The 23,940-nt window shown below is 45.1% G+C and carries 23 protein-coding genes and 1 tRNA gene; 20 read left to right on the top strand and 4 right to left on the bottom strand.

Annotated features, from left to right (window positions below):
• The coding region (locus tag O3A65_06635) for a tetratricopeptide repeat protein (GenBank protein ID MDA1332141.1) at positions 1-412 on the top strand (412 nt) is incomplete at its 5' end.
• 78 nt (positions 413-490) lie between these two features.
• Complete coding sequence (locus O3A65_06640; protein ID MDA1332142.1) at positions 491-1,549, top strand: cyclase family protein; 1,059 nt, start codon at positions 491-493, stop codon at positions 1,547-1,549.
• Positions 1,550-2,024: 475 nt separating this feature from the next.
• On the opposite strand, the gene O3A65_06645 is transcribed toward O3A65_06640, so the two are convergent.
• Complete coding sequence (locus O3A65_06645) at positions 2,025-3,377, bottom strand: hypothetical protein (GenBank protein ID MDA1332143.1); 1,353 nt, start codon at positions 3,375-3,377, stop codon at positions 2,025-2,027.
• A gap of 519 nt (positions 3,378-3,896) precedes the next feature.
• On the opposite strand from O3A65_06645, the gene O3A65_06650 reads away from it, so the two are divergent.
• The 6 genes from O3A65_06650 to O3A65_06675 all read left to right on the top strand — a co-directional run bounded on the left by O3A65_06650 (position 3,897) and on the right by O3A65_06675 (position 9,170).
• Positions 3,897-4,052 (top strand): hypothetical protein, encoded by a 156-nt coding sequence (locus O3A65_06650; protein ID MDA1332144.1) that lies wholly within the window; start codon positions 3,897-3,899, stop codon positions 4,050-4,052.
• Positions 4,053-4,175: 123 nt separating this feature from the next.
• Complete coding sequence (locus O3A65_06655) at positions 4,176-5,387, top strand: DEAD/DEAH box helicase (protein ID MDA1332145.1); 1,212 nt, start codon at positions 4,176-4,178, stop codon at positions 5,385-5,387.
• A gap of 176 nt (positions 5,388-5,563) precedes the next feature.
• Positions 5,564-5,827 (top strand): hypothetical protein, encoded by a 264-nt coding sequence (locus O3A65_06660; protein ID MDA1332146.1) that lies wholly within the window; start codon positions 5,564-5,566, stop codon positions 5,825-5,827.
• Between the two features lie 166 nt (positions 5,828-5,993).
• Entirely contained in the window at positions 5,994-6,476 is a 483-nt protein-coding gene (locus O3A65_06665; protein MDA1332147.1) for a copper chaperone PCu(A)C, read from the top strand.
• A gap of 55 nt (positions 6,477-6,531) precedes the next feature.
• Complete coding sequence (locus O3A65_06670; GenBank protein MDA1332148.1) at positions 6,532-8,436, top strand: ATP-binding cassette domain-containing protein; 1,905 nt, start codon at positions 6,532-6,534, stop codon at positions 8,434-8,436.
• 122 nt (positions 8,437-8,558) lie between these two features.
• Positions 8,559-9,170 (top strand): carbonic anhydrase, encoded by a 612-nt coding sequence (locus O3A65_06675; GenBank protein ID MDA1332149.1) that lies wholly within the window; start codon positions 8,559-8,561, stop codon positions 9,168-9,170.
• Between the two features lie 16 nt (positions 9,171-9,186).
• Here the strand turns inward: O3A65_06675 and O3A65_06680 are convergent, their stop codons facing one another.
• Positions 9,187-10,131 carry a tetratricopeptide repeat protein gene (locus O3A65_06680; GenBank protein ID MDA1332150.1) on the bottom strand — a complete coding sequence of 315 codons (945 nt, stop codon included), beginning with the start codon at positions 10,129-10,131 and terminating at the stop codon, positions 9,187-9,189.
• A gap of 240 nt (positions 10,132-10,371) precedes the next feature.
• Here O3A65_06680 and bioA point away from each other — a divergent pair, with 240 nt between their 5' ends.
• The 3 genes from bioA to bioD are packed head-to-tail and all read left to right on the top strand — an operon-like array spanning position 10,372 to position 13,574.
• Complete coding sequence (gene bioA, locus O3A65_06685) at positions 10,372-11,679, top strand: adenosylmethionine--8-amino-7-oxononanoate transaminase (protein MDA1332151.1); 1,308 nt, start codon at positions 10,372-10,374, stop codon at positions 11,677-11,679.
• Entirely contained in the window at positions 11,673-12,893 is a 1,221-nt protein-coding gene (locus O3A65_06690; protein ID MDA1332152.1) for an 8-amino-7-oxononanoate synthase, read from the top strand. The genes bioA and O3A65_06690 overlap by 7 nt, the downstream gene beginning before the upstream one ends.
• A gap of 3 nt (positions 12,894-12,896) precedes the next feature.
• Positions 12,897-13,574: a dethiobiotin synthase gene (gene bioD / locus O3A65_06695; protein ID MDA1332153.1), complete on the top strand. Its 678-nt coding sequence runs from the start codon at positions 12,897-12,899 to the stop codon at positions 13,572-13,574.
• A gap of 210 nt (positions 13,575-13,784) precedes the next feature.
• Here the strand turns inward: bioD and O3A65_06700 are convergent.
• Positions 13,785-13,860 (bottom strand) — tRNA-Arg (locus O3A65_06700).
• Between the two features lie 136 nt (positions 13,861-13,996).
• On the opposite strand from O3A65_06700, the gene O3A65_06705 reads away from it, so the two are divergent.
• The gene (locus O3A65_06705; protein MDA1332154.1) at positions 13,997-15,370 is read left to right on the top strand and encodes a DEAD/DEAH box helicase; all 1,374 of its coding nucleotides are present in this window, start codon (positions 13,997-13,999) and stop codon (positions 15,368-15,370) included.
• A 94-nt stretch (positions 15,371-15,464) separates the two neighbouring features.
• On the opposite strand, the gene O3A65_06710 is transcribed toward O3A65_06705, so the two are convergent.
• Positions 15,465-16,211, bottom strand: a complete 747-nt coding sequence (locus tag O3A65_06710; protein MDA1332155.1) for a VacJ family lipoprotein — start codon at positions 16,209-16,211, stop codon at positions 15,465-15,467.
• Between the two features lie 129 nt (positions 16,212-16,340).
• Here O3A65_06710 and O3A65_06715 point away from each other — a divergent pair, with 129 nt between their 5' ends.
• From O3A65_06715 to soxB, 8 genes are all read left to right on the top strand, one after another.
• Positions 16,341-17,120: an SDR family oxidoreductase gene (locus O3A65_06715; GenBank protein MDA1332156.1), complete on the top strand. Its 780-nt coding sequence runs from the start codon at positions 16,341-16,343 to the stop codon at positions 17,118-17,120.
• 353 nt (positions 17,121-17,473) lie between these two features.
• On the top strand, positions 17,474-17,980 hold the full coding sequence (gene speD / locus O3A65_06720; protein ID MDA1332157.1) for an adenosylmethionine decarboxylase: 507 nt from the start codon (positions 17,474-17,476) through the stop codon (positions 17,978-17,980).
• Between the two features lie 27 nt (positions 17,981-18,007).
• Entirely contained in the window at positions 18,008-18,961 is a 954-nt protein-coding gene (gene speE / locus O3A65_06725) for a polyamine aminopropyltransferase (GenBank protein ID MDA1332158.1), read from the top strand.
• A gap of 96 nt (positions 18,962-19,057) precedes the next feature.
• A complete protein-coding gene (locus O3A65_06730; GenBank protein ID MDA1332159.1) occupies positions 19,058-20,179 on the top strand; it encodes a CaiB/BaiF CoA-transferase family protein in 1,122 nt (373 codons plus the stop codon).
• 145 nt (positions 20,180-20,324) lie between these two features.
• Entirely contained in the window at positions 20,325-20,489 is a 165-nt protein-coding gene (locus O3A65_06735; protein MDA1332160.1) for a hypothetical protein, read from the top strand.
• Between the two features lie 233 nt (positions 20,490-20,722).
• Positions 20,723-21,529, top strand: coding sequence for a sulfur oxidation c-type cytochrome SoxA (soxA, locus tag O3A65_06740; GenBank protein MDA1332161.1), 807 nt, complete (start codon positions 20,723-20,725; stop codon positions 21,527-21,529).
• Positions 21,530-21,538: 9 nt separating this feature from the next.
• Positions 21,539-22,159, top strand: coding sequence for a sulfur oxidation c-type cytochrome SoxX (soxX, locus tag O3A65_06745; protein MDA1332162.1), 621 nt, complete (start codon positions 21,539-21,541; stop codon positions 22,157-22,159).
• Positions 22,160-22,179: 20 nt separating this feature from the next.
• Entirely contained in the window at positions 22,180-23,910 is a 1,731-nt protein-coding gene (gene soxB, locus O3A65_06750; GenBank protein MDA1332163.1) for a thiosulfohydrolase SoxB, read from the top strand.
• Positions 23,911-23,940 lie beyond the last annotated feature (30 nt).

Genomic DNA, 23,940 nt, shown 5'->3' on the forward strand with positions numbered 1-23,940 from the left:
CTATATGGGGTATATGGAAAAGCTTGAGGCGCAAGAAAGGGCTGTTAAAAATCTAGAGGGCGTCGAGGCAAAAGCGTTTAGTGGCGATATTAAAGCGCAGTATGAGCTCGCGATGTCATATAGGTATGAGTGGGGTGACGTGGAAAAGAATGATCGCGAAGGGGCTCTATGGTTTAGAGAGGCTGCGGATGCGGGGCATGCGAAAGCTCAGTTCGAACTTGGATTGATGTATGAATTTGGTGAGGGTGTTCCGCTCAACTTGAATCGCGCTCAAAAGCTCTATCAACAGGCGGCACAACAGGATCTTCGAGAAGCTAGAATCAGTTTAGCACTTCTCAAAGGTAAGATGCTGAAAGTAGAAGAATATATCCGTAATCACCATAAGCCAAAAAATGATGAGGATAAGAAGTAATTTTTAGTTGGTTTGTTCATATAAGCTATGTTTTTTTTAGAAGTTGTTAATCAATGAAACTTTGGAAGGGAGCGGGAAATGAAATTTAAAGATCTAGTTTCAGTTGTTGGGTTAGTGCTGGCGTTCATTTCGACGAGTGCGTATGCATGTACGGCAGAGGATTGGAAAGCGTGTGTCGGTAAGCCGTGGGTGAATGGCACAAATATGGAGACTCCTTTGGGTGCAAAATGGTGGCCAAATCCGCTGTGGGGTGCTGATGATCAGTCGGGTTCAACAAACTGGTATAAAAAACCGGAGGTTATTTTAAGAGCTGTTTCCCAGGTGAAAAAGGGTAAGGCGATGAAGATCGGTCAACAGTATTCCGACAAAATGCCGCTTTTTGGATCGCGTACGTTTGCGCTTAGGATACCGGGATCACCTACTGGGGGTCCATTCGGCCCTAACAGGGTGATTTGGTACGATGAAATGCTTACCGCAGAAATCGGCCAAGTGGGTACCCAGTATGACGGACTAGGCCACATTGGTGTTCAGGTTGGTAAGGCTGGCGACAAAACTGAAATGCGTTTTTATAACGGTGTCACCGTGGAGGAGATGCAAGGTTCTTATGGCTTGGTTAAACTAGGTGCAGAGCACCTTAATCCTATTATCGCCCGCGGAATATTGATTGATATCGCCGCCTCAAGAGGCGTTGAAGGTATGGACAAGGGTCAAGAGATCACCATGGCTGATGTGAAAGCTGCGTTGAAGCGTCAAGGAATGAGTGACTACAAGTGTGCATCTGGCGATGCTATTGCTTTCCGAACTGGGTGGTCCAGGCACTGGGGAAAAGATAATGCCCTTTATAACTCTGGTGAGCCAGGAATTGGAGCTGAAGTCGCTCGATGGCTGACTGAGGTGTGCCAAGTCGGTGTCGTCGGTGCGGATACTTGGGCAGTTGAGGTGGTACCTAATCCTGATGCGGCATGCGTTTTCTGTATACACCAGTTTTTATTAGCCCGACATGGAGTTGCCATTCAGGAGAATCTTAACTTGGAAGGATTAGTGAAAGAAGGCGTATACCAATTCATGTGGACTTATTCGCCTGTGCCGATTGTTGGCGCTACAGGTTCTATCGGGAATCCAGTAGCTACTTGGTAATTTCCGAATTGATCACGAGCATCAGGGAAGGGGAGCAGTAGCTCCCCTTTCTATTTTCTTTGCTTTGGGCGGGTGACTACAGAGAATGTGGTCAACACGTAAAAAAACCGCGGTCAACTGCGGTTTTTTTATTGGGTTTAGCATCAATCTCAGTATTTGCCTGTGCGATGCGCATCAAAGTCCATCATATACCGGACTGTGACTTAGTCATCTTACTGTTCCAGCAGCCATCTCTTCTTGTCGGGTTAGTATGGCTTTGCAAAATTCCTGTGGATTTAAGCTCCGGTGCCGATTGTAGGGCTATCGGTTCTGGTGGAGTGGAATAACCAGTCGGTACTTTGGGACCATCTTGGGAGTGCTAGAGGAGGGTCTTGCGACCCCTCGGTTTATCTATGTGCGGGTCGTTGCAGAAGACCTCGGCCAAACGAAAAAACCGTGGTGAACCACGGTTTTTTTACATACCTCAGCATTAATATCAGTATTTGTGTGCGCCGTGAGCACCAAAACTCATAATGTACTGCAGAATAATCTGTTCATCTGTGTTATTAGCAAGTACCTTTTCTTGACCAAGTTGTAGGCGAATGCGGCTGAATTCGCTATTCGTCCAATCAAACATAATATTCCTTTGCGACGGATTAAAGCCCGCTCCGTCGACAGCTGTATTGTCCAAAGTGCCATCTAGATCTTTATTGTTCATTGAGCTGTACCGAAAGCCAACACGCGCTTCAGGCCTCCATTTGTAGATCGCTGCGACGTAGAAACCACTGGTTGTAGCGTCATATTGAGTTTCAGCGAACACTGCCGCGCCGGCACCTGTATAGGTTCCACTTTCTGCACGAGTGAAATGCTCCGCGGTGAAGGTTATTTCTTGACTGGCTTCGTTTCCTGTCGGCGCGTAGGTGTAACGAAGGTCGTATACTTCAAGGTCTGTTTCGCCAACAAATGTGACGAAATCCGGGTCGTCACCAATCTGTCGTCCCCCGGTTTCACCGTCAACTGCATACGCGCCGAATCGCCAGGTTCCGTTTGCACCGATGTCACCACCGACTCGATAGTATATTGAGGTTGCGCCAATACCTGTTCCGTAGGGAGCGCCAAACGGAAAGTCACTGCCCCTAAATAGACCCAAACCGATCTCATTATAGAGTTCAGTTGGTAAAATTTTACTGATCTGGATACCTTCGTCATTGAAGGAGCCATTTAAATAGATTTTGTAGGGGAGAGGGCGATCCACGAAGTCATCGACGTGGCCGTGCTGCTCATTAAGATAGCCTAATGCCCATAGCGCTTTACCGAATTTAGTGTTGAAGGGTGCACCGGCGCCAGGCAGCGTTTCGATATAGGCTTCTTCAAGTTCAGTCTCCATTTCTCCATCATGCTCAGCAAGGGCATAGGTGAGACTGCCATAAAACTTGTCATCCACACTTGCTGAGAAGTTTAATTCGGTGTGATCTAAGGCCATGCCCCCGCTGCCCCGATGAGCTTCTTCTCCAACAGCGAAGCCTGCTATTTCAGGTTCTGTTTCTTTGGAAAAATCCTTATATTGCCCATTAAGGACGATACCAATCGATGGGTTAAAGGCATTTCCTTTAATGGCTCGTCCACCTGCTGATTTGACCTCATCTGTACTTTCTGTTTGGCTCGTTTGGCCTTTGGATTGCACAGCCGTTTCTAATTTCTTTTCTAAATCAGAAATTCTTCGTTCATATTCCCCTTTTAACTCGTCCAATGCCTGGCGCAGGTCACTGACATCCTCTTGCGCGTGTGTCGAGCCAAAAGCGATGATGCCCATTGCTGCGATGAGGCAACGAAAGGTAGTTTTAGTCATTAAGTAGGTCTCCTAATTCTGTTATTCATATCATTATATATCCATGATGTTATAACATAACATATCTGATGATACTGAATCAATGGCGAATGTCTTTAATTTGTTTTTATGGCTCTTTTAAATTGGTGCGTGTCATTTATGCAACAAGAGGTGAAATGTTTTTCAGGACATTAAATTCCAGTATCTAGCTAGCTTTCGGCAGAACACGAGGATACAAAACCCTTTAATTCTGCCTGGGATTATTGTGTGATGACTCGATTAACTGTTCCATTCGCTTTAGTGCTTGCGGTCAATTTGGCATGGTGTTAAGGTGCGCCACCGAGTTTCTGTTGCTCTTGACCAAAAACCATGAACGTTAAGAATTGTTCGCGGTCCCACGCAAATTAGTGGGTTTCTCCAAGATCATGCATAACTGCTAGATCCCAAGTGTTTGAATGAGAGTAAACCGGCGATCCACATGGTGTGGTTGTCATCGGAAAGTGACTCTCTATTTGAAGTAGGTGGGAAAGAGGAAGAGATATGGCAGTTATTACTGATCGGCGGTGTCATGCCGTCGAGGAGCTTGGTTTAACCGCGTCCGTTAAAGACGCCACCGATGTCCCAGTCATGGCAATGACATTCGCGGATCTAACAATTTGCAACGACTGGATTGTGAGCAAAAGCGCCACGATATAAGCCGTATTGGATCTCCAATAATCATTAAACGCTTAACAGCATTTACTCTATTAATCACAGTCAGATCGTGAACTGGCGGCGTGCTAACGCTTAGCCACATGCGTCTGCAATGAGGACAGCAATGTGAACAATTTTCAAGAAATGGGTCTACCAGACCAGATTTTACAAACATTAAAAGCGATGCAGTTTAGTAAACCAACACCGATTCAGGTTGAGGCGATTCCACAAGCCATTCAGGGGAAAGATATTCTTGGTTCGGCGCAGACTGGGACCGGTAAAACAGCGGCATTCGGGATTCCACTGATCGCGAGACTTTTGGCTAATCCGCATGGATCAGCGCTAGTGATGACTCCCACGCGAGAACTTGCCACTCAGGTGTTGAGTCAGCTTCGTTTGATGCTGGGGAAATCAACAAATATAAAAACAGCGCTACTGATCGGTGGCGATTCCATGTCAAAACAAATTCGACAAATTCGAGATAAGCCACGAATTTTCGTGGGTACACCAGGAAGAATTAATGATCACTTAGATCGCGGAATACTTAAACTCAAGAACACAGATTTTCTGGTTCTCGATGAAACGGATCGAATGCTCGATGCCGGATTCACGGTGCAAATCGAAAAAGTGATGACTTTCTTGCCACCACAACGCCAGACATTGTTATTCTCTGCAACCGTCCCACCCAACATCGCTCGTATTGCTGAAAAATATTTAAAAGACCCCGTTCGTATCTCAGTGAGTGATGCTTCAGCAACAGCGCCAAATATCAAACAAGATACCGTTCGAGTCAGTGATGGAGAGAAATATACTTCTTTGATCGATAGCCTCAATGAGCGTGACGGATCCATCATTGTGTTCGTTAAGACGAAACACGGTACGGAAAAAATGGCTACTCGATTATCAAAAGCAGGCCACAGTGTAGATGCCATTCATGGCGATTTAAAACAGAGTAAGCGAGATCGTGTGATTGCTGGCTTCAGAGGTAAGAAGTATCGGATTCTCGTCGCAACTGATGTCGCAGCTCGAGGTTTAGATATCCTGCATATCGAACACGTGATTAATTATGACTTGCCGCAGTGTGCTGAGGATTATGTTCACCGTATTGGGCGAACGGCTCGTGCGGGTGCAACCGGATCAGCTCTGAGTTTTATTACGCCAGCAGATCGAGGCAAGTGGAATGCGATTGAGCGTTTTTTAAATCCTGGAGCAAAGAAGGATAGCGAGCCAAGAAAGTCCATTAGAAAACGGCGACCAAATGCAGGGCCAAAAGCTGATGTTGTGGCCTTTCGTCGCGATAAGAAGAAGAAATGGGCACCAGCAAAAAGAGCTGCTTGATATTTCTTGGATGATTAGAAGAACGCTAGGGATATTCTCAATGAGGTATCTCTAGCGCAAAAATTCTCGAGAGTTTTTTTACGATGCCGAGATCTTACAAATTATTTATCATAGCTATGTTTGATTTCAGTACTTGTGTGCTGAAGCGTATTTGATTTGAAGAGAAGAGATTTGCGATGGAGCTGATGAATTTCAGGCGGGCTGTATTTTCATTACTACTAGTCTTCAGTTCGGGCTTGGGCTTCGCACATCAAACCGAGTTATCTAGTAGTGCGCTAACGATCAATGGTTCGAGTGCTTGCGGGGAAGTTAAAGTCAATGAGTTGGAACTGAAGGCCGCGCTTGATGTAACACGCGTTAATCGTGATGGCTCAACTGACTTCCTAGCCATTGAGTTACGATCCGACTCTGTATTTAACTGTGTTGCGATTAATAATTAACCCTTCTCTGGCTTGGATGCCTAAGTACCCGAGAAATTCGGCGATTTTTTTTCTGATAGCCAATATTTTATTATTGGCATAGGTTGGCTTGTAGGGTATGTGTTTCTAAAGTTGATTTTAGAAATGATGTGCGCAGCCAGTATTAATTTTTGTATGGAGGTTGGTTATGTTTAGATACTTAGGGTTGTTCTTGTGTTTATACGCGTCTGTAGTTTTCTCTGGGCACCACGAGCCAAAGGAACATCCTAGTGAGATGCATATCATGAATGCCTGGGTCAAAGAGCCGTTGCCGGGTGTTGATGCCACTGGGGCATATCTCTTCATTCACAATCATGGAAAACTTGCTGATCGTTTGATTGGTGTATCTACTGCTATTGCAAAGCTGAGTGAGATTCATGAAATGTTCCATAAGAACGGTGTTATGAAGATGCGGCGGTTGAAGTCGGGCATTTCGATTGCGCCTGACCAAAAAGTGCAATTGAAGTCAGGTGGATTACATATCATGCTTTTTCATCTCAATAAACCGATTAAGGCGGGTGAGGCGTATATTCTGACGTTAGAGTTTGAGAAGAGTGGGCGAGTAGATGTACCTGTTATTGTGAAAAAAGGTGCAGACTCAAAATCTCATGACCAACAACATAGTCACTAATGAGTCACCGCATAGATCCTAAGATTAAAAAAGCGTTCATGTTGCGGCGTTACTTATGATCACCGCTGACGGTATCGCCCTTAGGCGCGGTGAGAAAATTCTTTTTCAGAATGCTCGCTTTACATTTTATGCGCGTAATAAAATTGGCATAACGGGCAGTAACGGTTCGGGGAAAAGCAGTTTATTTGCGTTATTGCTAGGCGAGATGCAGGCCGATGCTGGCACGCTCGGGATCCAGCCAGGCCTCGTAATTTCGCATGTTGCCCAAGAGTTGCCAAGAGGAACCCGTCGTGCGATTGATTATGTTATCGACGGTGATGTTGAACTTCGTGACGTGCAACGTAAGCTCAAGGTTGCTGAAGAGAGAGAAGACGCTGAGCAGATCGGTATTTTGCACGAACATCTCAGCACGATTGATGGTTACAGTGCAGAGGCACGGGCGAATCAGTTATTAGACGGTTTAGGGTTTAAGGTTGAGGACGTGATTAACCCGGTTGATTACTTTTCGGGCGGTTGGCGTATGCGTCTTAATTTAGCTCGAGCGTTGATGTGCCGCTCCGATCTCTTGCTTTTGGACGAACCGACAAATCACTTGGATCTCGATGCTGTAATTTGGCTTGAATCGTGGCTTAAACATTTTCCGGGTACCCTATTATTAATTTCCCACGACCGTTCTTTTTTGGATAATGTCGTCCAGACTATCTGCTTTATCAATAGTGGGACACTTAAGACATATAAAGGAAACTACTCCGCCTTCGAGGTGCAACGCGCATCACATCTTGCGCAGGAAAAAGCATTGTATTTCAAGCAACAACGCGAGATTGATCATATGAAACGTTTTGTTGAGCGTTTTCGTGCCAAAGCGTCAAAAGCTCGTCAAGCGCAAAGCCGAATGAAACAATTGGCAAAGTTGGAGTTGATCGCACCAGCGCATGCCCACACTGCTTTTCGGTTCGAATTCAGGGAGCCAGTCTCTAAGCCGGATCCGGCGTTGGTTGTCACCGATGTTTCAATCGGATATGACGAAAAAGCTATTTTGGAAAATATTCGTTTTGAGCTGAGATCTGGAGCGCGAATTGGATTGCTTGGACGTAATGGGGCAGGTAAGTCGACACTTATTCGTTTTTTGGCAGGTCAGATTAAAGCGATGAAAGGAGAAGTCTCAAAGAGTAAAGATTTGGCGATTGGGTATTTCGAGCAAAACTCACTGGATCAGCTCAGGGAGGATGAGCATCCACTTCAGCATCTTGTTCGTATTGATGGATATACCAAAGAGCAAGTGCTTAGAAATTACCTGGGTGGTTTTGGCTTTATTGGGGATGATGTGTTCCGAGAGGTGGGGCTGTTCTCGGGTGGGGAAAGATCTCGATTGGCCCTAGCGCTTATTATTTGGCAAAAACCTAATGTTTTGTTATTGGATGAGCCGACCAATCACTTGGACATGGAGATGCGTTATGCCTTAACCAGAGCGCTGCAAAGTTTTGAAGGGTCTATGGTGCTCGTATCTCATGATCGTTCGCTGCTCACTGCCGTGAGTGATCAGTTGTACTTGATTCACGGTGGGGTTCTGAGTGAGTTTGAAAGTGACTTAGATGACTATTCCAACCAAATATTGGCAAAAACGCCTAGTTCAGATTCTGGCTCGTCAAAATTTATAGCGTCGCGCAAGCAGCGACGTCGTGACGAAGCTGATGAACGTAGCCGTCAAGCGGCACTAAAAAAACCACTCGTTCATAAACTCAAGTCACTTGAGACTCAATTGAATCGTCTACAAGTGGAAATTGATTGTATCGAAGAAACCCTCGCTCAACCGTATCTTTATGAGGAGGGCGCAAAAGACGAGTTACTTGGTTATTTGCATGAGCAGGCGGTTGTGTCCAAGGACATGATACGTGTAGAGGAAGAATGGCTTACTGTTTCTTCTAAGCTTGAAGGCCTTAAAGAGGTGAGCGCTAGTTAATTAATAACGTTTTTTGGTGGTTTAGCGATTGAGTCTCGATGCGTTGATTGTAGAATTTATGCCAGCAGTAGGTTGTAACAAGTTCGTGGTAAGGTTTCATTGTTTTAATTTTATTTGGATTTATGAATAGTTTAAAAGCTCTTAATCGCCTCATTGAGGGGAACCAAAGATTTATCGATGGCCAGGTTGGAAATCTTTCTCATACTGCGATGGATCGGGTCGCTTTGGTAAAAGGCCAGAATCCGTTTGCAATCATATTAGGTTGTTCCGATTCTCGAGTCCCGGTTGAGATTGTGTTCGACCAAGGGCTTGGTGATTTGTTTATTGTTCGCGTAGCCGGAAATATTGTCGCTCCCTCACAAATCGGTAGTGTTGAATTTGCGGTGGAACAGTTTGGAACACCTTTGGTTGTCGTTTTGGGACATTCTCACTGTGGTGCTATTGAGGCGGCACTCGAGTTCGATAAGGGAAAGAAGGGAATATCTTCGAACCTTAACTTCATTGTGGATCGAATTCGTCCTGGTATTGAGAGCGCATATGAGTCAGGCGAGTGGAGTTACGATCAATTAATAGGGCGAGCAGTTCGAGCAAATGTTCGCGCTTCAGTTAGCCAACTCGGGCATGGGTCACCGGCTCTTGAGAGTTTGATCGCGGATGAGCGTCTACTTATTGTGGGCGCAGAATATTCTTTAGAGACAGGTTTTGTGGATTTTTTTGATGGTGTTCCTTCTTAATTAGGCTTATTCTTAATTAAAATGAGATACATTTTTTATAGTCTTTTGTTCTGCATATAGTTGCGAGTTCTTGCGCCTTTGTAATGGCGCTGGCGCCCATACTTAGCGCGACACCTTCTCTAAATCTAACAGCATCCCGATGCCCATTTTCGGCTGCAACAGTGAACCAGAGATAGGCGTAGATGTTGTTGGCTGGCACGCCCAACCCTATTTCGTAGATAAGCCCAAGGTTGTGAAAGGCTGCGGGATGCCCCTCGCTTGCCGCTCCAATAATGAGTTCGAGGCCGCGCACAGTATTTTTGACCACACCTTCACCTTGAAGGTACAAAATACCGAGCGTATTTTTGGCGTCAATATTGCCTCGACTCGCCGAAGTCTCATACCACCTCAGTGCTTGGATTTGGTTTTGAGGCGTACCGATACCCTTCCACAGCATGTCGGCAACATAATTTTGTGCTTCTGTTTGCCCCTGTTGCGCTGCGTCTAAAAAAACCTCAAAGGCTTGCGCCACATTGGTGGGTGTCCCGATGCCTTGTTGAAGCATTTTCCCCATCTCAGTTAAGGCATCAACATGCCCAGATTGAGCACTGCGGCTGAACCATTCAAAGGCTGATCGATTATTTTTTTCTACGCCAACGCCTTCTTGGAACATTTTCGCTACCCGTAACTGGGCGAGTACGTGACCACTCTTAGCGGCTTGTAAGAACCAGTAAAAAGCCCTTTGAGTATTTTTACGAACGGTCGCCCCATCACGATACATTGCTCCAAGTCGTAATTGTGACTGTATGTTTCCTGATTGAGCCTGTTCCTCTAGAATCTCTAAATCAGTTATCGTTGCGGTTGTTTCTCTGCCCTTTGTGGATTCCGGCTCTTGCTCTTGAGCATGAGTATAGGCGGGATGCCCGATCCATAGACACAAAACAAGTGTGCTTGTGATTGAAAAATGTCGACAGGTTTTCACGATTATAACGATTCAACAGGTTATATTAACGGGCTACAGCCATACTATAACCGAGTGAGCTTAGGAAACTGCTTTGTAATGTTCGTGTTTAAGATAAGGGGTACTGTCGCATCATGGCTAAGTTAAATTTGGGAGAGCAATTACATTTGATTTTGATCTAAAAGAAATTAGTGATGTTGCTTTATACGAGATACTATAATGACCCAATTACGAAGAATGTAACCTTAACGATTAGCCCCTTTGAGTAATTTTTCTCCTCATTTATCTGAAAGAAGTTTGAACGCCATTTGGCATCCCTGTAGTCAAATGAAAAGACTGCAATGGTGTCCGCCGCTAGCGATTCGCTCTGGTCATGAGGGGTGGCTTGTCGATGAATCTGGTCGTCGATACTTCGACTCCATCAGCTCGTGGTGGGTCAATATTTTGGGTCATACCAATCGGCGCATCACCGATGCAATCATTGAGCAGGCCAATCAGCTCTCACACGTCATGCTGGGAGGCTGCACGCATGAGCCAGGGGTTAGGCTTGCCGAGCGATTGGCGGCAAGGACCGGCCATCAACTAGGTCACGTTTTTTTTGCGTCTGATGGGTCGAGTGCAGTCGAGATAGCGTTGAAGCAATGTTTTCATGCAAAGGCGATACAGGGACAGGTATCTAAGACTCGATTCGCTTGTTTGCGTAATAGTTATCATGGCGAAACCATTGGCGCATTATCGGTTACTGACGTGCCATTATTTCAAAATGCCTATCGTGCGTTATTGACTGAAACGTTCATTGTTGAAGCGCCTGATAGTCGGGCTAGTAATGAAGATGCGGCGCTCAAGGCGCTATCCGATTTGCTGAATGAACGGGGCAATGAGATCGCAGCTTTGGTGATTGAGCCGCTTGTTCAGTGTGGTGGGGGTATGTCCATGCATTCGCCAGAGTATTTACGTAAGGCCAGACAGATGACTCGTCAGCACAATGTCTACCTAATTGCGGATGAAATTGCTGTTGGATGCGGCAGGACGGGTACTTTTTTCGCTTGGGAGCAGGTGAGCGAAACAGATTGGCCTGACATTGTTTTGCTTTCGAAAGGGATCACTGGTGGTAATTTGCCCCTATCGGTTGTGCTCAGTTCAGAGGAGATTTTTAAGTGTTTCCTGAGTGATGACTTCACAAAAGGATTTCTGCATTCTCACTCATATACCGGGAACCCATTAGCCTGTGCTGCGGCTAATACTGTTCTGGACCATTTCGATGAAGGATTGACTGATACCATCGGTCTGCAAGCGCAATATCTAACTCGGGCCTTTGATCGCTTCAATAGCGACTCTCGTGTTTCACCAGTAAGGCAGTGCGGCATGATACTCGCCTTCGAGGTCAATAATCCAGGTGATAATTTTGCGGAACGTTTTCATATGCAAGGTCGTGCCCATAAACTTTTGACCAGACCTATCGGGAATACGGTGTATTTGATGCCGCCTTATGTGCTCAATCAGGAATTAGCTGAATTTCTTGCGAATGCTATAGAGCAGTGCATCGATAAAGTGTTGAACGGATGTTAATTAGAAAATTACAAGACAAAATGAATGTGCTGGAGCACTCGGATTTGTTGCGGCACAAATGGATTGCGCAGTCAAAAACTGGAACGCAGCAGATGCTCCTTAATTCCAGTCAATCGAATCTAAGTAAGCAAACATTATTTTGTTCTAATGATTATCTCGGTTTTGCGAGTCATCCAGATATTTTGTGTGCGTTGAAGGAGGGGGTTGACCGCTGGGGCGGTGGTTCAGGGGCGTCTCACTTAATCAGTGGCCATATGGCTCCCCATGAGGAGCTCGAAGTGACGCTCAGTCAATTGTTTTCGCGTTTAATACCCGACAATCGTTGCCTCACCTTTTCAACAGGCTATATGGCTAATCTAGCTGTGATGACTGTTTTGGGAGATGTGTCCTCTGAAATTTTTTCTGATGAACTCAACCATGCGTCTTTAATTGATGGGATTAGGCTTTGTAAGGGCAAGATTAATATTTATAAACATCGTGATTACGATGCGCTTACTGAACTGTTAGAGAAAAGTACTGCGGATATTCGGTTGATTGTCACTGATGGCGTTTTCAGCATGGATGGTGACCAGGCGAATGTGGATGTATTGCAAAAATTAGCCTATAAGTACGACGCATGGATCGTGTTGGATGACGCTCATGGTTACGGTGTTATTGGGGATGAAGGCTTAGGCAGTCTTGAGGTCGAGCAATCAATCAACGGTCGTGTGATCCTTATTGGAACACTAGGCAAGTCTGCTGGGCTATCGGGTGCTTTCATTGTCGCTCACCAGACGATTATTGAGTACATTTTTCAGACGGCTAGAACTTACATTTATACGACGGCGCCACTGCCTGCTATTTCGTATGCATTGGTTAAGTCTCTTGATTTAATGCATGGTGGTGAGGGGAAACAACGGAGAGGTCATTTGCGGGTACTCGAACAACATCTCCGATGTGGCTTGTCTCAGCTAGTGGTTGAGCATTCAAATGCTGGGTTGACTATTTCAGAGTCTGTCTCTCCAATTCAAGCTGTCATTGTGGGAGAGTCGCGGCGAGCTATGGATCTGTCGGCTGGTTTGAGTGAATTAGGGTTTCGGGTGTCTGGCATAAGACCACCCACAGTTCCAATTGGAACGTCGCGTATTAGATTGACGCTTTCGGCAGACCATACAATTGATGATATTGATCGTTTGATTGATGCCTTTCATGCACTTTTTAATAAAAGGATCTAAGCCGTGCAGTATTTTGTGACTGGCACTGATACCGAGATAGGAAAAACTACGATAACAGTTGGTTTGGTGTCCGCTGTAGTTAAAGCCGGTCATACCTGTGTGGGTCTTAAGCCGATAGCTGCAGGTCAGGATTGCGTGAACGGCGTTTGGGTCAACGAGGATGTTTTACGTTTGAGTCAGGTTTGTGATCCTGCGATCAGTATTGATCAGGTTTGTAGTTATCAGTTTAGAACGCCTTGTGCACCCGAGATCGCAGCAGGCCTTGAGCAACAAGTGATCGATAAAAATATTGTTTTGAAGCATCTCCGTACGTCGATTAGTTACGCTCAGTATGCTTTTGTTGAAGGGGTTGGGGGGTTCAATATACCGTTAAGCTCGAATTGGACGACTGCCGATTTAGCGGTTGACTTACACTTCCCGATCATTTTAGTTGTTGGAATGAGACTTGGATGTGTGAATCATGCGATGTTGACGCGTGAGGCGATTGATCGTCGAGGACTAGCTTTTGCTGGTTGGGTGGCTAACTTCGCGGACCCAAATTTTTCTTTCCCAGACGAAAATTATAAGACGTTGCAGGAACAACTAGGTGGACCGTGCCTTGGTAAGGTCCCTTTCCTTTCGGATACTCGACTGGATATAGCGCCTAATGTATTCCAATTGGACAGGCTACTTCTGGAGTGAGTGACACTCTACTAACGAGAATATATTGATTTTGTATACAAGTGGTGGTGCCCCAGAATCATGGACTATAAGTGTGACTGATTTTCTTGATGCGATGCACCTGCAAATCGTCTGAGTCAACTTCTGCGAATCACCAGTGTGGTATGATGATATCAATACTACAATCTACCTCAATACTTTAGTAATTAACTATATAACTCAGATCATTATTGGCGCCCCAGAGACGAATCGAACGTCCGACCTACCCCTTAGGAGGGGGTTGCTCTATCCACTGAGCTACCGGGGCGCTGAACACGATATTCTAGCCCAGCTAGCTGAAAGAGTTACAATACCGCTCTGTACCTTTAATGACTCTTTAGAATTAGATGTCTAAATTGAGTTACTTCCCTGATGTAATAATGCAACCTAATCGAATGCTTTGAATGAAATTTACTGATCTAGGTCTTGATGATGTAATTTTAAAGGCGGTGTTTGATGAAGGATATACGCAACCCACTCCGATACAAGAACAGGCTATCCCAAATGTACTCATTGGTAGGGATGTTATGGCTGCGGCGCAAACGGGAACCGGTAAAACGGCTAGTTTTACGCTGCCGATGTTACATCGACTACTTCCTCACGCAAATTCCAGCACCTCTCCGGCTAAACATCCCGTTCGAGCGCTTATCTTGACGCCTACACGAGAGTTGGCTGCACAGATTGATGAGAGCGTTCGACGTTACGGAAAATACCTTCCACTTAAAGTGGGTTGTGTTTATGGTGGCGTGCCAATGCCTCCCCAAGTCGCTATGTTGCGATCAGGTGTGGAGGTGCTTGTGGCGACACCCGGTCGGTTGCTCGACCATGTCGGTACCAATGCGGTGAGGTTTTCTTCCATAGAATTTTTGGTGTTGGATGAGGCAGACAGAATGCTTGACATGGGGTTCTTGCCTGATATTAAGCGGATTGTGGATTTGATTCCTGCTACAAGGCAAACCTTGTTGTTTTCTGCGACCTATTCTGAGGATATCCGACGAGTTGTTGGAGCCTGGCTTAGAGATCCCGTGAAGATTGAGGTGGCTGCCAGAAATACGGTCACCGATACGATTCAACATACTGTGTTGGAAGTGTCTGAACAAGATAAATCAAGGCTACTTGTGCGATTACTGCATGAAGGAAAGATCACGCAGGCATTAGTCTTTTGTAATACAAAAATTGGTGCTAACCGCTTAACCCGGCAATTGCAAAATAAGGGTGTTGATTCAGAGGCCATACACAGCGATCGATCTCAAATGGAACGAACGGCGGCTCTAGAGAACTTTAAGGCAAATAGAACTAAGGTATTGGTGGCAACGGACGTGGCCGCTCGAGGCCTGGATATTGAACAATTACCTTATGTCGTCAATTATGATTTGCCCTACAATGCTGAGGATTATGTGCATCGTATTGGACGAACGGGCCGTGCGGGTCAAAAAGGAGAGGCAATATCGTTTTGCACACCTGAAGACAAGGAATCGCTACGCGCCATTGAAAAACTAATCAATAAAAAACTAGAACTCATCGCGCCGATTAAGTCTGGATTTGATCGAGCGGTTGTTCCAACGCCCGCTTCAGCGCCTTCGAGAGTATTAAAAAGAGATGTAAAAACATCGAAAGGGGATAGTTTTTTCTCTCAGCCATATCAACCGAGTGATAGCGTGAGTGGAACATCGGCCCCAGTGGTTGGCAATAAGGAGGCTCGGTTAGAGAAAGATGCTAACAAGAAACCTATCGCAGCGCTTTTCATGCCACCTTCTATAAAGCACACTGGAGAATAGTTTTAGTATTGTAATTCTGGTTCTGGCGATTTTACTAACCATCTATATTTTAATAATGGGGAATCTTCCTGATGCAAATCGTGTGCGATTAGCGTTAATAAACGCTTTCTTCTAATTCTAATTCTCTGAGTGATTTCACTCTCTTGTTACTCGCTCTAATCTTCTTGTTTGATCCTTCTCTAATTTGGTACTCACGTCTCTGTAGCCATGTGTCCCTAATAAAACTGTATTTATCGATAGCAGACTCATTTAACGCGTTATCGATCGGTAATAAATGCGCCCGTATATCAATGATATTCATTCCTCTAACTTTCATACGAATGGATTCGTTGTCAATGTGTGAGCCTGGATCCAGAAAATAATCCACTGGTTTTCCTAAACCGTCTCGCAACGTACTCGCCCCCAATAACGGCAGTACAAGATAGGGGCCGCTACCAACGCCCCAATATCCAAGTGTCTGCCCAAAATCTTCGTTATGGTATGGGATACCTATTCTTGTAGCTGCATCAAAGAGACCGCCGACCCCAAGGATCAAGTTGGTGGTAAACCGAGCAATGTCAACCGGCACATTATGTATTTTCAGCTGTAATACATTATTAACCGTCGTGTTGAGGACGCCTAGATTGGTGAAAAAGTTATGAACCCCTGTGCGAACTAAAGAGGGAACAAAAGACGCGTAAGCTTGGGCGGCCGGCTTTATAATCGCTTGATCTAATGATTCATTAAAACCATAAATTTTTCGGTTCATCGGCTCTAGAGGATCATGGCTGTGTGGGCCGGTTGCGCAGCCAGAGGTGAAGACTGAAATAGTAAGCAATATATTGATGGCTAAAATTTTCATAAAATATGCAGCAGTACAAATCTGTGTAATTTATACCCCAATCTAGGGGGGTTATAATCTAGGTGCTCATAATATAATAATTAATGGCTCAATCAAATATTTGGGTTGTAAAACAGAAATGGAGAGTTTGTGGATTTCGGACTGAAAGGTAAATGGGGGTTAGTGTGTGCGGGAAGTAAGGGGCTAGGACGCGCCTGTGCGGAGTCACTGGCGGAGGAAGGGGTGAATATTGTTATTGTTGCGCGCGGGGCGGAGGCTCTAGCAGAAACGGCCGAACATATACGCTCGACAACTGCGGTGGAGGTTAAAATAGTGGCTACCGATATTACGACGCAAGAGGGTCGTGAGGCGGCTATTAATGCTTACCCTCAGTTTGATATCTTGGTCACTAACGCGGGCGGTCCTCCAGCTGGAGATTTTAGGAGCTTTTCTCTTGCTGATTGGGAAAAGGCGCTTCACGCGAATATGTTGACGCCAATTGAACTCATCAAATCGCTACTGGATGGAATGATCGATCGAAAGTTTGGACGGATCGTGAATATCACTTCAGCGGCTGTTAAAGCACCCATCCCCATCTTGGGTTTATCGAATGGTGCAAGGGCAGGTTTAACCGGTTTTATTGCCGGTCTTTCTCGGCAAACACCCATGCACAATGTGACCATTAACAACATTCTTCCTGGGGCGTTTGCGACTGAGACGATGAATGGCCGCATAGCTGCAATGGCAAAACAAAGCAATACTTCCTTTGAGGACGTGGCTCAAGCTAGGCTCAACGCAATTCCTGCCGGACGCTTTGGGCAGCCAAAAGAGTTCGGGCAATTGTGTGCGTACATTTGTAGTGTGCAGGCCTCTTATATCACGGGTCATAACTTCCTCATTGATGGCGGGGTTTATAACGGGACGTTATAGTCGATAGAATTAAAAAAAAAGCAACTAAATCAAAGGGGTATTCTTTTGGCCTTAGTATTAGCCGTGCTTAATCACACCCAGTATTTTGTAAATACTGCTGTCAACGATCCTCTGTCGATTTATTGTCGTTATTTTTCATAAAAAAACACTTGAAATCCTCTGTCGAAACCGTATAGTGCGGCCTGAAGTATCTCGATCAGTCGGTAGCTTAATTTGGTGGCTGATCGCTGGGTCGTTCGAAGAACTCAGTGGGAATTGCAGCCATGTGAACTTCGGGCGGGAATCGCGGTTTGGGTGCGCGTCCTCGACGCAACGGTGGGGCATAGCCTCGCATTACGGAGGGAGAATGTGATATGCGTAATCTCAAATTGAAGAAGGTTCGTCCGGTCGCAACGGAGACAGAAACGCTTCATAAAAACGGAGACGATTTAGGTCTTCATCTGGTAGGTGGCTCTTCAGTTGAAGAGTCGACTTCGAGTGCGTCACTACATAGCGTTAAAGAAACTCCAGGACTACATGTCATGGGAGATTTGTACGACGTGACATGTAGCGAAAAATTTATGGTGGACGCCGACTTACTCAGAGTTCATTGTCTTAAATTGGTAAAAGACGCTGGATTATCTACTGTTGGGGAATTTTTTCACCAGTTCAATGGAGAGGGCGGCGTGACCGGCATGGTTGTACTTGCTGAGTCACACATGTCGTTGCATACCTGGCCAGAGAAAAATTATGTCACTGTCGATGTATATGTATGTAGTTATTCTCAAGATAACCGACCTAGGGCAAGACAGCTTTATCAATCATTGATAGATACATTTAAGCCTAACTTTGAGAAATCTCAAGCGGTCGAAAGACTTTAGTATAACCGGGTAGGTTGAGCTAGTTGGATGGTGGATAAAAGTAAGGAACAGTATTTTCTGGAAAGTCTCAATCATGGAATAGGGTTTTGGGTCAGGTCAAAACAGCGACTTGCCCATGCGAAATCTGCTTTTCAGGATATTGAGGTTTTAGAGACGGATTTTGGACGCACTTTGCGTATCGATGGCTATTTCATGACATCGGACAAGGATGAGTTCTTTTATCATGAAAATATGGTTCATCCGGCTGGAATCTCACACTATGCACCTAAGCGTGCATTAATCATTGGTGGTGGCGACGGTGGTGCCGCGGAGGAATATCTAAAGTATCCCTCCATGCAAGAGGTCGTGATGGTAGAAATTGATGCCGTCGTGGTTGATTTTTGCAAAGAGCATCTTCCTGAAGTGCATCGAGGCGCATTCGATGATCCTCGGTTAACAGTTGTAATTACTGATGGCAAGAGGTATGTGGAAGAATGTCAAGATCCGTTTGATCTTATGATGCTTGACCTGACGGATCCATTTGGTCCTGCTGAAGCCTTGTACCGCGTTGATTTCCTCAAGCATTGTCGTCGTCTTTTAGGGCCAGAAGGGGTTTTGTCGATGCATTTGGGTTCACCTGTGACGCGACCGAATGTCTTTCATAGAGTCTACAGTTCGTTGAAAACCGTATTTAAGATTGTGCGTCCCTACCTGGTCTATGTGCCGTTATATGGCGCTATTTGGGGTATGGCGACAGCTTCAGACAAAACTGATCCGTTTGCATTCAATTCTGAGAACGTAGATGAGCGTATTAAGACACGTAAGATTAGTCATCTTCAATATTACAATGGTGATACGCATCAAGGTGTGTTCGGGTTGCCTAATTACGTTCGAGATATTCTCGACCTCAGTCTCAGGCCAATTACTGAGCAAGACCCTATGGATGAGCCAGGGTTAGATCCTGAAAATCACATTCCCTTAAAGGTGAGTCGTCTCGACTGACGTCATTAATTAGGGATAAAGATTGGGGTGATGACCAATTTTTGTGAAATCTGTATCTTCATTGTTTGCATTAACTGAACTCGAAAGAGAGTGAGTATGCCCGGACCTCTTAGAGGTTTAAAAGTTTTAGATTTTTCAACGCTGCTTCCTGGACCCATGGCGACCTTGTTTCTCGCTGAGGCTGGTGCGGACGTGATTAAAATTGAACGGCCCGGCGGCGGCGAGGATACGAGATATGATCCACCGAAGTGGGGCGATAGCAGTATCAATTTTTCATTGTTAAATCGTGGTAAAAAAAGCATTACAGTCGACCTGAAGCAAGAAAAGGAGAGGGCCAAATTAACCCCATTGATTACACAAGCTGATATCGTAGTTGAACAATTTCGCCCAGGTGTGATGTCACGTTTAGGACTTGATTACGAGGCCATCAAAAAAATTAATTCTAAGATTATCTATTGTTCAATTTCTGGTTTCGGACAAAATGGTCCGAAGAAAAATCTAGCTGGGCACGATATTAATTATGTCGGGGATGCAGGACTTCTGTCACTGAGTTTGGGTTCCGCGGAGCACCCTGTTTTGCCACCTGCATTAATCGCTGATATTGCAGGGGGATCGTATCCAGCAGTGATGAATATTCTGCTAGCTCTTCGTGAGCGTGATTTGTCGGGAAAGGGTTGTTACATCGATATTGCTATGACAGACGGTGTGCTTCCATTTTTGTTTTGGGCGCTAGGAAAAACAAGTGCATCCGGCATAAACCCGAAAAATGGACAAGACCGGCTCACTGGCGGCTCACCGCGATATCAGCTCTACCCTACCAGTGATCAACGTTTTGTTGCGGCGGGGCCGCTGGAGGATAAGTTTTGGAAGGCTTTTGCAGAGACAATAGGACTGGCGGCAGAGTATCGTGATGATTCTATTAATAAAGAAGAAACAATTCGTCAGATTGCATCCATCATTAAAACGAAGTCAGCATCTTATTGGGAGCCCATTTTCAGAGAAGCTAATTGTTGCTGCACCATCGTTAAAACCGTGGAGGAGGCTTTGGAGGATGGGCAATTTAGGGCACGTGGTGTATTTGCTAAACAATTGATCAGCAAAAACGGTGACACAATTCCTGCCGTTCCAATCCCCATTATCAATGACCTCAAAAAACAAAGTGATGGTGGCGATCGAGCGCCTGCACTTGGTGAGCATAATGAGGAACTTTTGGGGTGAGCGCGTGTTAGCAATAGGTGTTGGGATTGACGTATTGAGTCGCGTAGGATTTTTGGTCTAAATTTTAAGCCTTATTTGGGTTGACTCTAAAAGGCTTACCTTATACCCTATTTCAATCTGATAATAAATTATAGAATTGCATTCGATGAAAGCCTTAGCATATGTTCTCTCAATTGTATTTTTTGTAACTTGCGCCTTAAGTTATGCGGGTGTTACTGGGACAACTGGTCCAAGCCATCACTCAGGTGCAAAAGTTAAGCCCCAAGCCGATAAGAAGCATGAGGAGTCTAAGGAAACAAGTGAGAAATGATCATTGAATAGCAGTATGTTGTGTTTTTAAAAACAGCCGGCACTGCCGGCTTTTTTGTTTTTGATTGAATTGATATGTTGTGATTTGTAATCTAAATTTGAGAATTGTAATAACAATGCTAGTATTTTAGCATCGCAAAAAGGCGTGCTATGACGCACCACTCTGAGTAACTCCATTTTTAGTAAATCCATTTAGAATTTAGTATTGATCGAATTATTTTTATAGGATTAATCTTGATTAGGCGAATTGCAATTGCTGTCTTTATCGGTACTCTTTATGGTGGTCAGCTATTTGCAGAGTCTGAAACAGCCTCTGGGATCCAAGAGTACCGAGATTTACTTTCCGACAGTAATCCTGCCGAATTGTGGGTCTCTTCGGGTGAGGAGTTATGGTTCAGTCCATCGGGTCCCAAAGCGATGACTTTGGAGACTTGTGATCTTGGTAAAGGGCCAGGCGTGACAATTGGAGCTTACGTCGAATTACCCCGTTATTTTTCAGACGTAAAAAAGGTTATGGACTTAGAGCAACGTTTGATTCACTGTCGGATGGTGATTCAAGGATTCTCGCGCGCTGATGTCACTTCATATCCATTTACAAAGATTGGTCAAGAGACATCAGAAGTTGAGATGTTGGTTGCCTTTATTGCCTCTGAGTCAAAAGGTATGCGCATAAATATTTCGCTCGAGCATGCTGCGGAGAAAAAAATGTTTGATCTGGGTGAGCAGCTTTTTTATTTTCGAGCTGGTTCGCATGACTTTGGATGTATTACTTGCCACAGCGGTGATAATCGAAGGATAAGGTTGCAGGAGCTTCCAAACTTTAGAAACCAGGAGCAGGCGAGAAAATCATACGGGTCTTGGCCTGCTTATCGAGTGTCGGCTGGAGAGGTGCGAACTATGCAACACCGACTTTATGATTGTTTTTGGCAGCAACGCTTCCCAGAGGCTATTTATGGGAATGACCTGATTACAGCTCTGATTATGTTTTTAGCTAAAAGCGCAGATGGTGGTATTTATGATGCGCCCGCAATGAAGCGTTAGGATGTAGTTATGAAAAATATCAGGCTTATTTTGGACTTTATTGTGGCATTGTTGATGCTCGGATTAACGGTGGCTCGCGCGTCAGAGGAGATGCAGTCTCAGGTAAACGACCTACTAAAGGAAGGCTTGCGAAGTAAAGGGCCTGTACAGTTAGAGCGATTCTTGAATTTAGACGCCACCCAGAAATTCTGTAGTGCTTCAAATGTAAATATTAATAGTGATGAGGCCAGTCAGTTGATGGCTGAGGCTCAACGGCAGATTCAGTATCCGGCTGACGGTATTTATATTGGTGACTGGAAAGAAGGCGAAAGGATAGCGCAAAGTGGTAAAGGTTTACGATTCGATGATGCGAATGATGGAGAAAATGGTGGTAACTGTTACGCGTGTCACCAAATTCGTAAGGACGAGTTGTCATACGGGACTCTAGGTCCATCGCTGTACCAGTTCGGTAAATTGAGAGGCTATTCCGATGAAGTCCTGCGCTATACGTGGGCGAAGATATTCAACTCTCAGGCATTTTTGATGTGTTCGAATATGCCCCGTTATGGCTACAAAGGTATACTTACAGTGGAGCAGATGAGGAACATCATGGGGTTATTGTTGGATCCGCAATCCCCTGTAAATGAGTAAGGGCACATTAGGTACCTTCCGTGACGCTATCTCGTAGAGATTTTTTGCTGGCGCTGGGAGCTGCAGCTGCGGCCGGCCTTCCTATCTCTAATCGGCTGGTGCTTGCTAACCCTCATCTAAATGGGCTCTACGATGTTCCAAAATTTGGTAATGTTCATCTCCTGCACATGACGGATTGTCATGCGCAATTAAACCCCGTTTATTTCCGAGAACCCAGTATGAATCTTGGTACGGGCTCGGCTTCTGGAAAATTGCCACACATAGTTGGTGACGCCTTGTTAAAGGCAGTCAATGTTCCGGTAGACAGCCCTATGGCGCATGCATTTTCGTGCCTTAATTTTGAGGAAGCTGCTCGAATTTTTGGTCGTGTTGGTGGGTTTTCTTACATTAAAACACTGGTTGATAAATTACGGTCAGAGCGTCCAGGGGCTTTGTTACTCGATGGCGGTGATACGTGGCAAGGATCTGGTACCGCGTTGTGGTCTCAGGGGCAAGATATGGTAGATGCTTGTTTATTGCTTGGGGTCGATGTGATGACTGCTCACTGGGAAATGACGCTTGGTGCACAGCGGGTACGGCATATTGTTGCCAATGATTTTTCAGGGCGAATTGATTTTCTCGCTCAAAACGTCAAGACATTTGATTTCGATGAACCCGTATTTGAGTCCTTTAGTATTAAGGAAATGAATGGCATACCTATTGCTGTTATCGGTCAAGCATTTCCCTATACGCCGATTGCGAATCCTAGCCATCTGATTCCTGATTGGAGTTTTGGTATACGAGAGTATGAGTTGCAGCAGCTTGTAAATCGAATACGAAAAAAAGGGATTAAAGTTGTTGTTCTACTTTCTCATAATGGAATGGATGTTGATCTAAAGTTAGCTTCGCGAGTGACTGGGATTGATGCAATACTGGGTGGGCATACCCATGACGGCATGCCAGTTCCAGTAATCGTTACCAATAAGTCTGGAAAAACGATTGTTACAAATGGTGGTAGCAATGGGAAATTTCTCGGTGTGCTGGATTTCGCTGTGACTATATCGGGCATCTCTGACTTCAGATACCGACTTTTACCAGTTTTTTCTGAATTCATTGATCCGGATCCAGATATGGACGCATTGATTCATCGCGTGAGACATCCATTTGAACAAAAACTCTTGGAGCCGCTCGCAATGACTGAGGGATTGTTGTATCGGAGGGGAAATTTTAATGGGAGTTTCGATCAGTTGATTTTAGACGCGCTCATGGATGAGCTTAATGCGGATATCGCATTCTCTCCAGGTTTTCGTTGGGGAACGTCGCTTTTGCCAGGCAGTACGATCAATATGGAAGCTCTTTTAGCACAAACTGCGACCACTTATTCCTTCAGTACTTTGACTGAAATGAAGGGTGAGTCGATTAAAATAATTCTCGAGGATGTGGCGGACAATATTTTTAATCCAGATCCGTACTACCAACAGGGTGGTGATATGGTTCGCGTCGGCGGTATAAGTTATACGATTGACCCACATGCGCTCATCGGATCGCGCATTTCTGAGATACGGATGGGAGAAATGCTCATGGACCCACACAAGGTGTATAAGGTAGCAGGATGGGCCCCTGTCACAGAGGGCGCGACGGGTGAGCCCATTTGGGACTTGGTTGCGCGTTGGCTAAAAAATCAAAAAACTGTGTCTATTAGAGCGCTAAGTACGCCGCATATTAGAGGAGTGGATGATAACATCGGGGTGACCGATCGTTGCAATGTCTGATGTTGCAGTATTTAATTCTCATTTTGAAGA

The organism is Pseudomonadota bacterium (genome assembly GCA_027624715.1).
Lineage (GTDB): Bacteria > Pseudomonadota > Gammaproteobacteria > Burkholderiales > Eutrophovitaceae > Eutrophovita.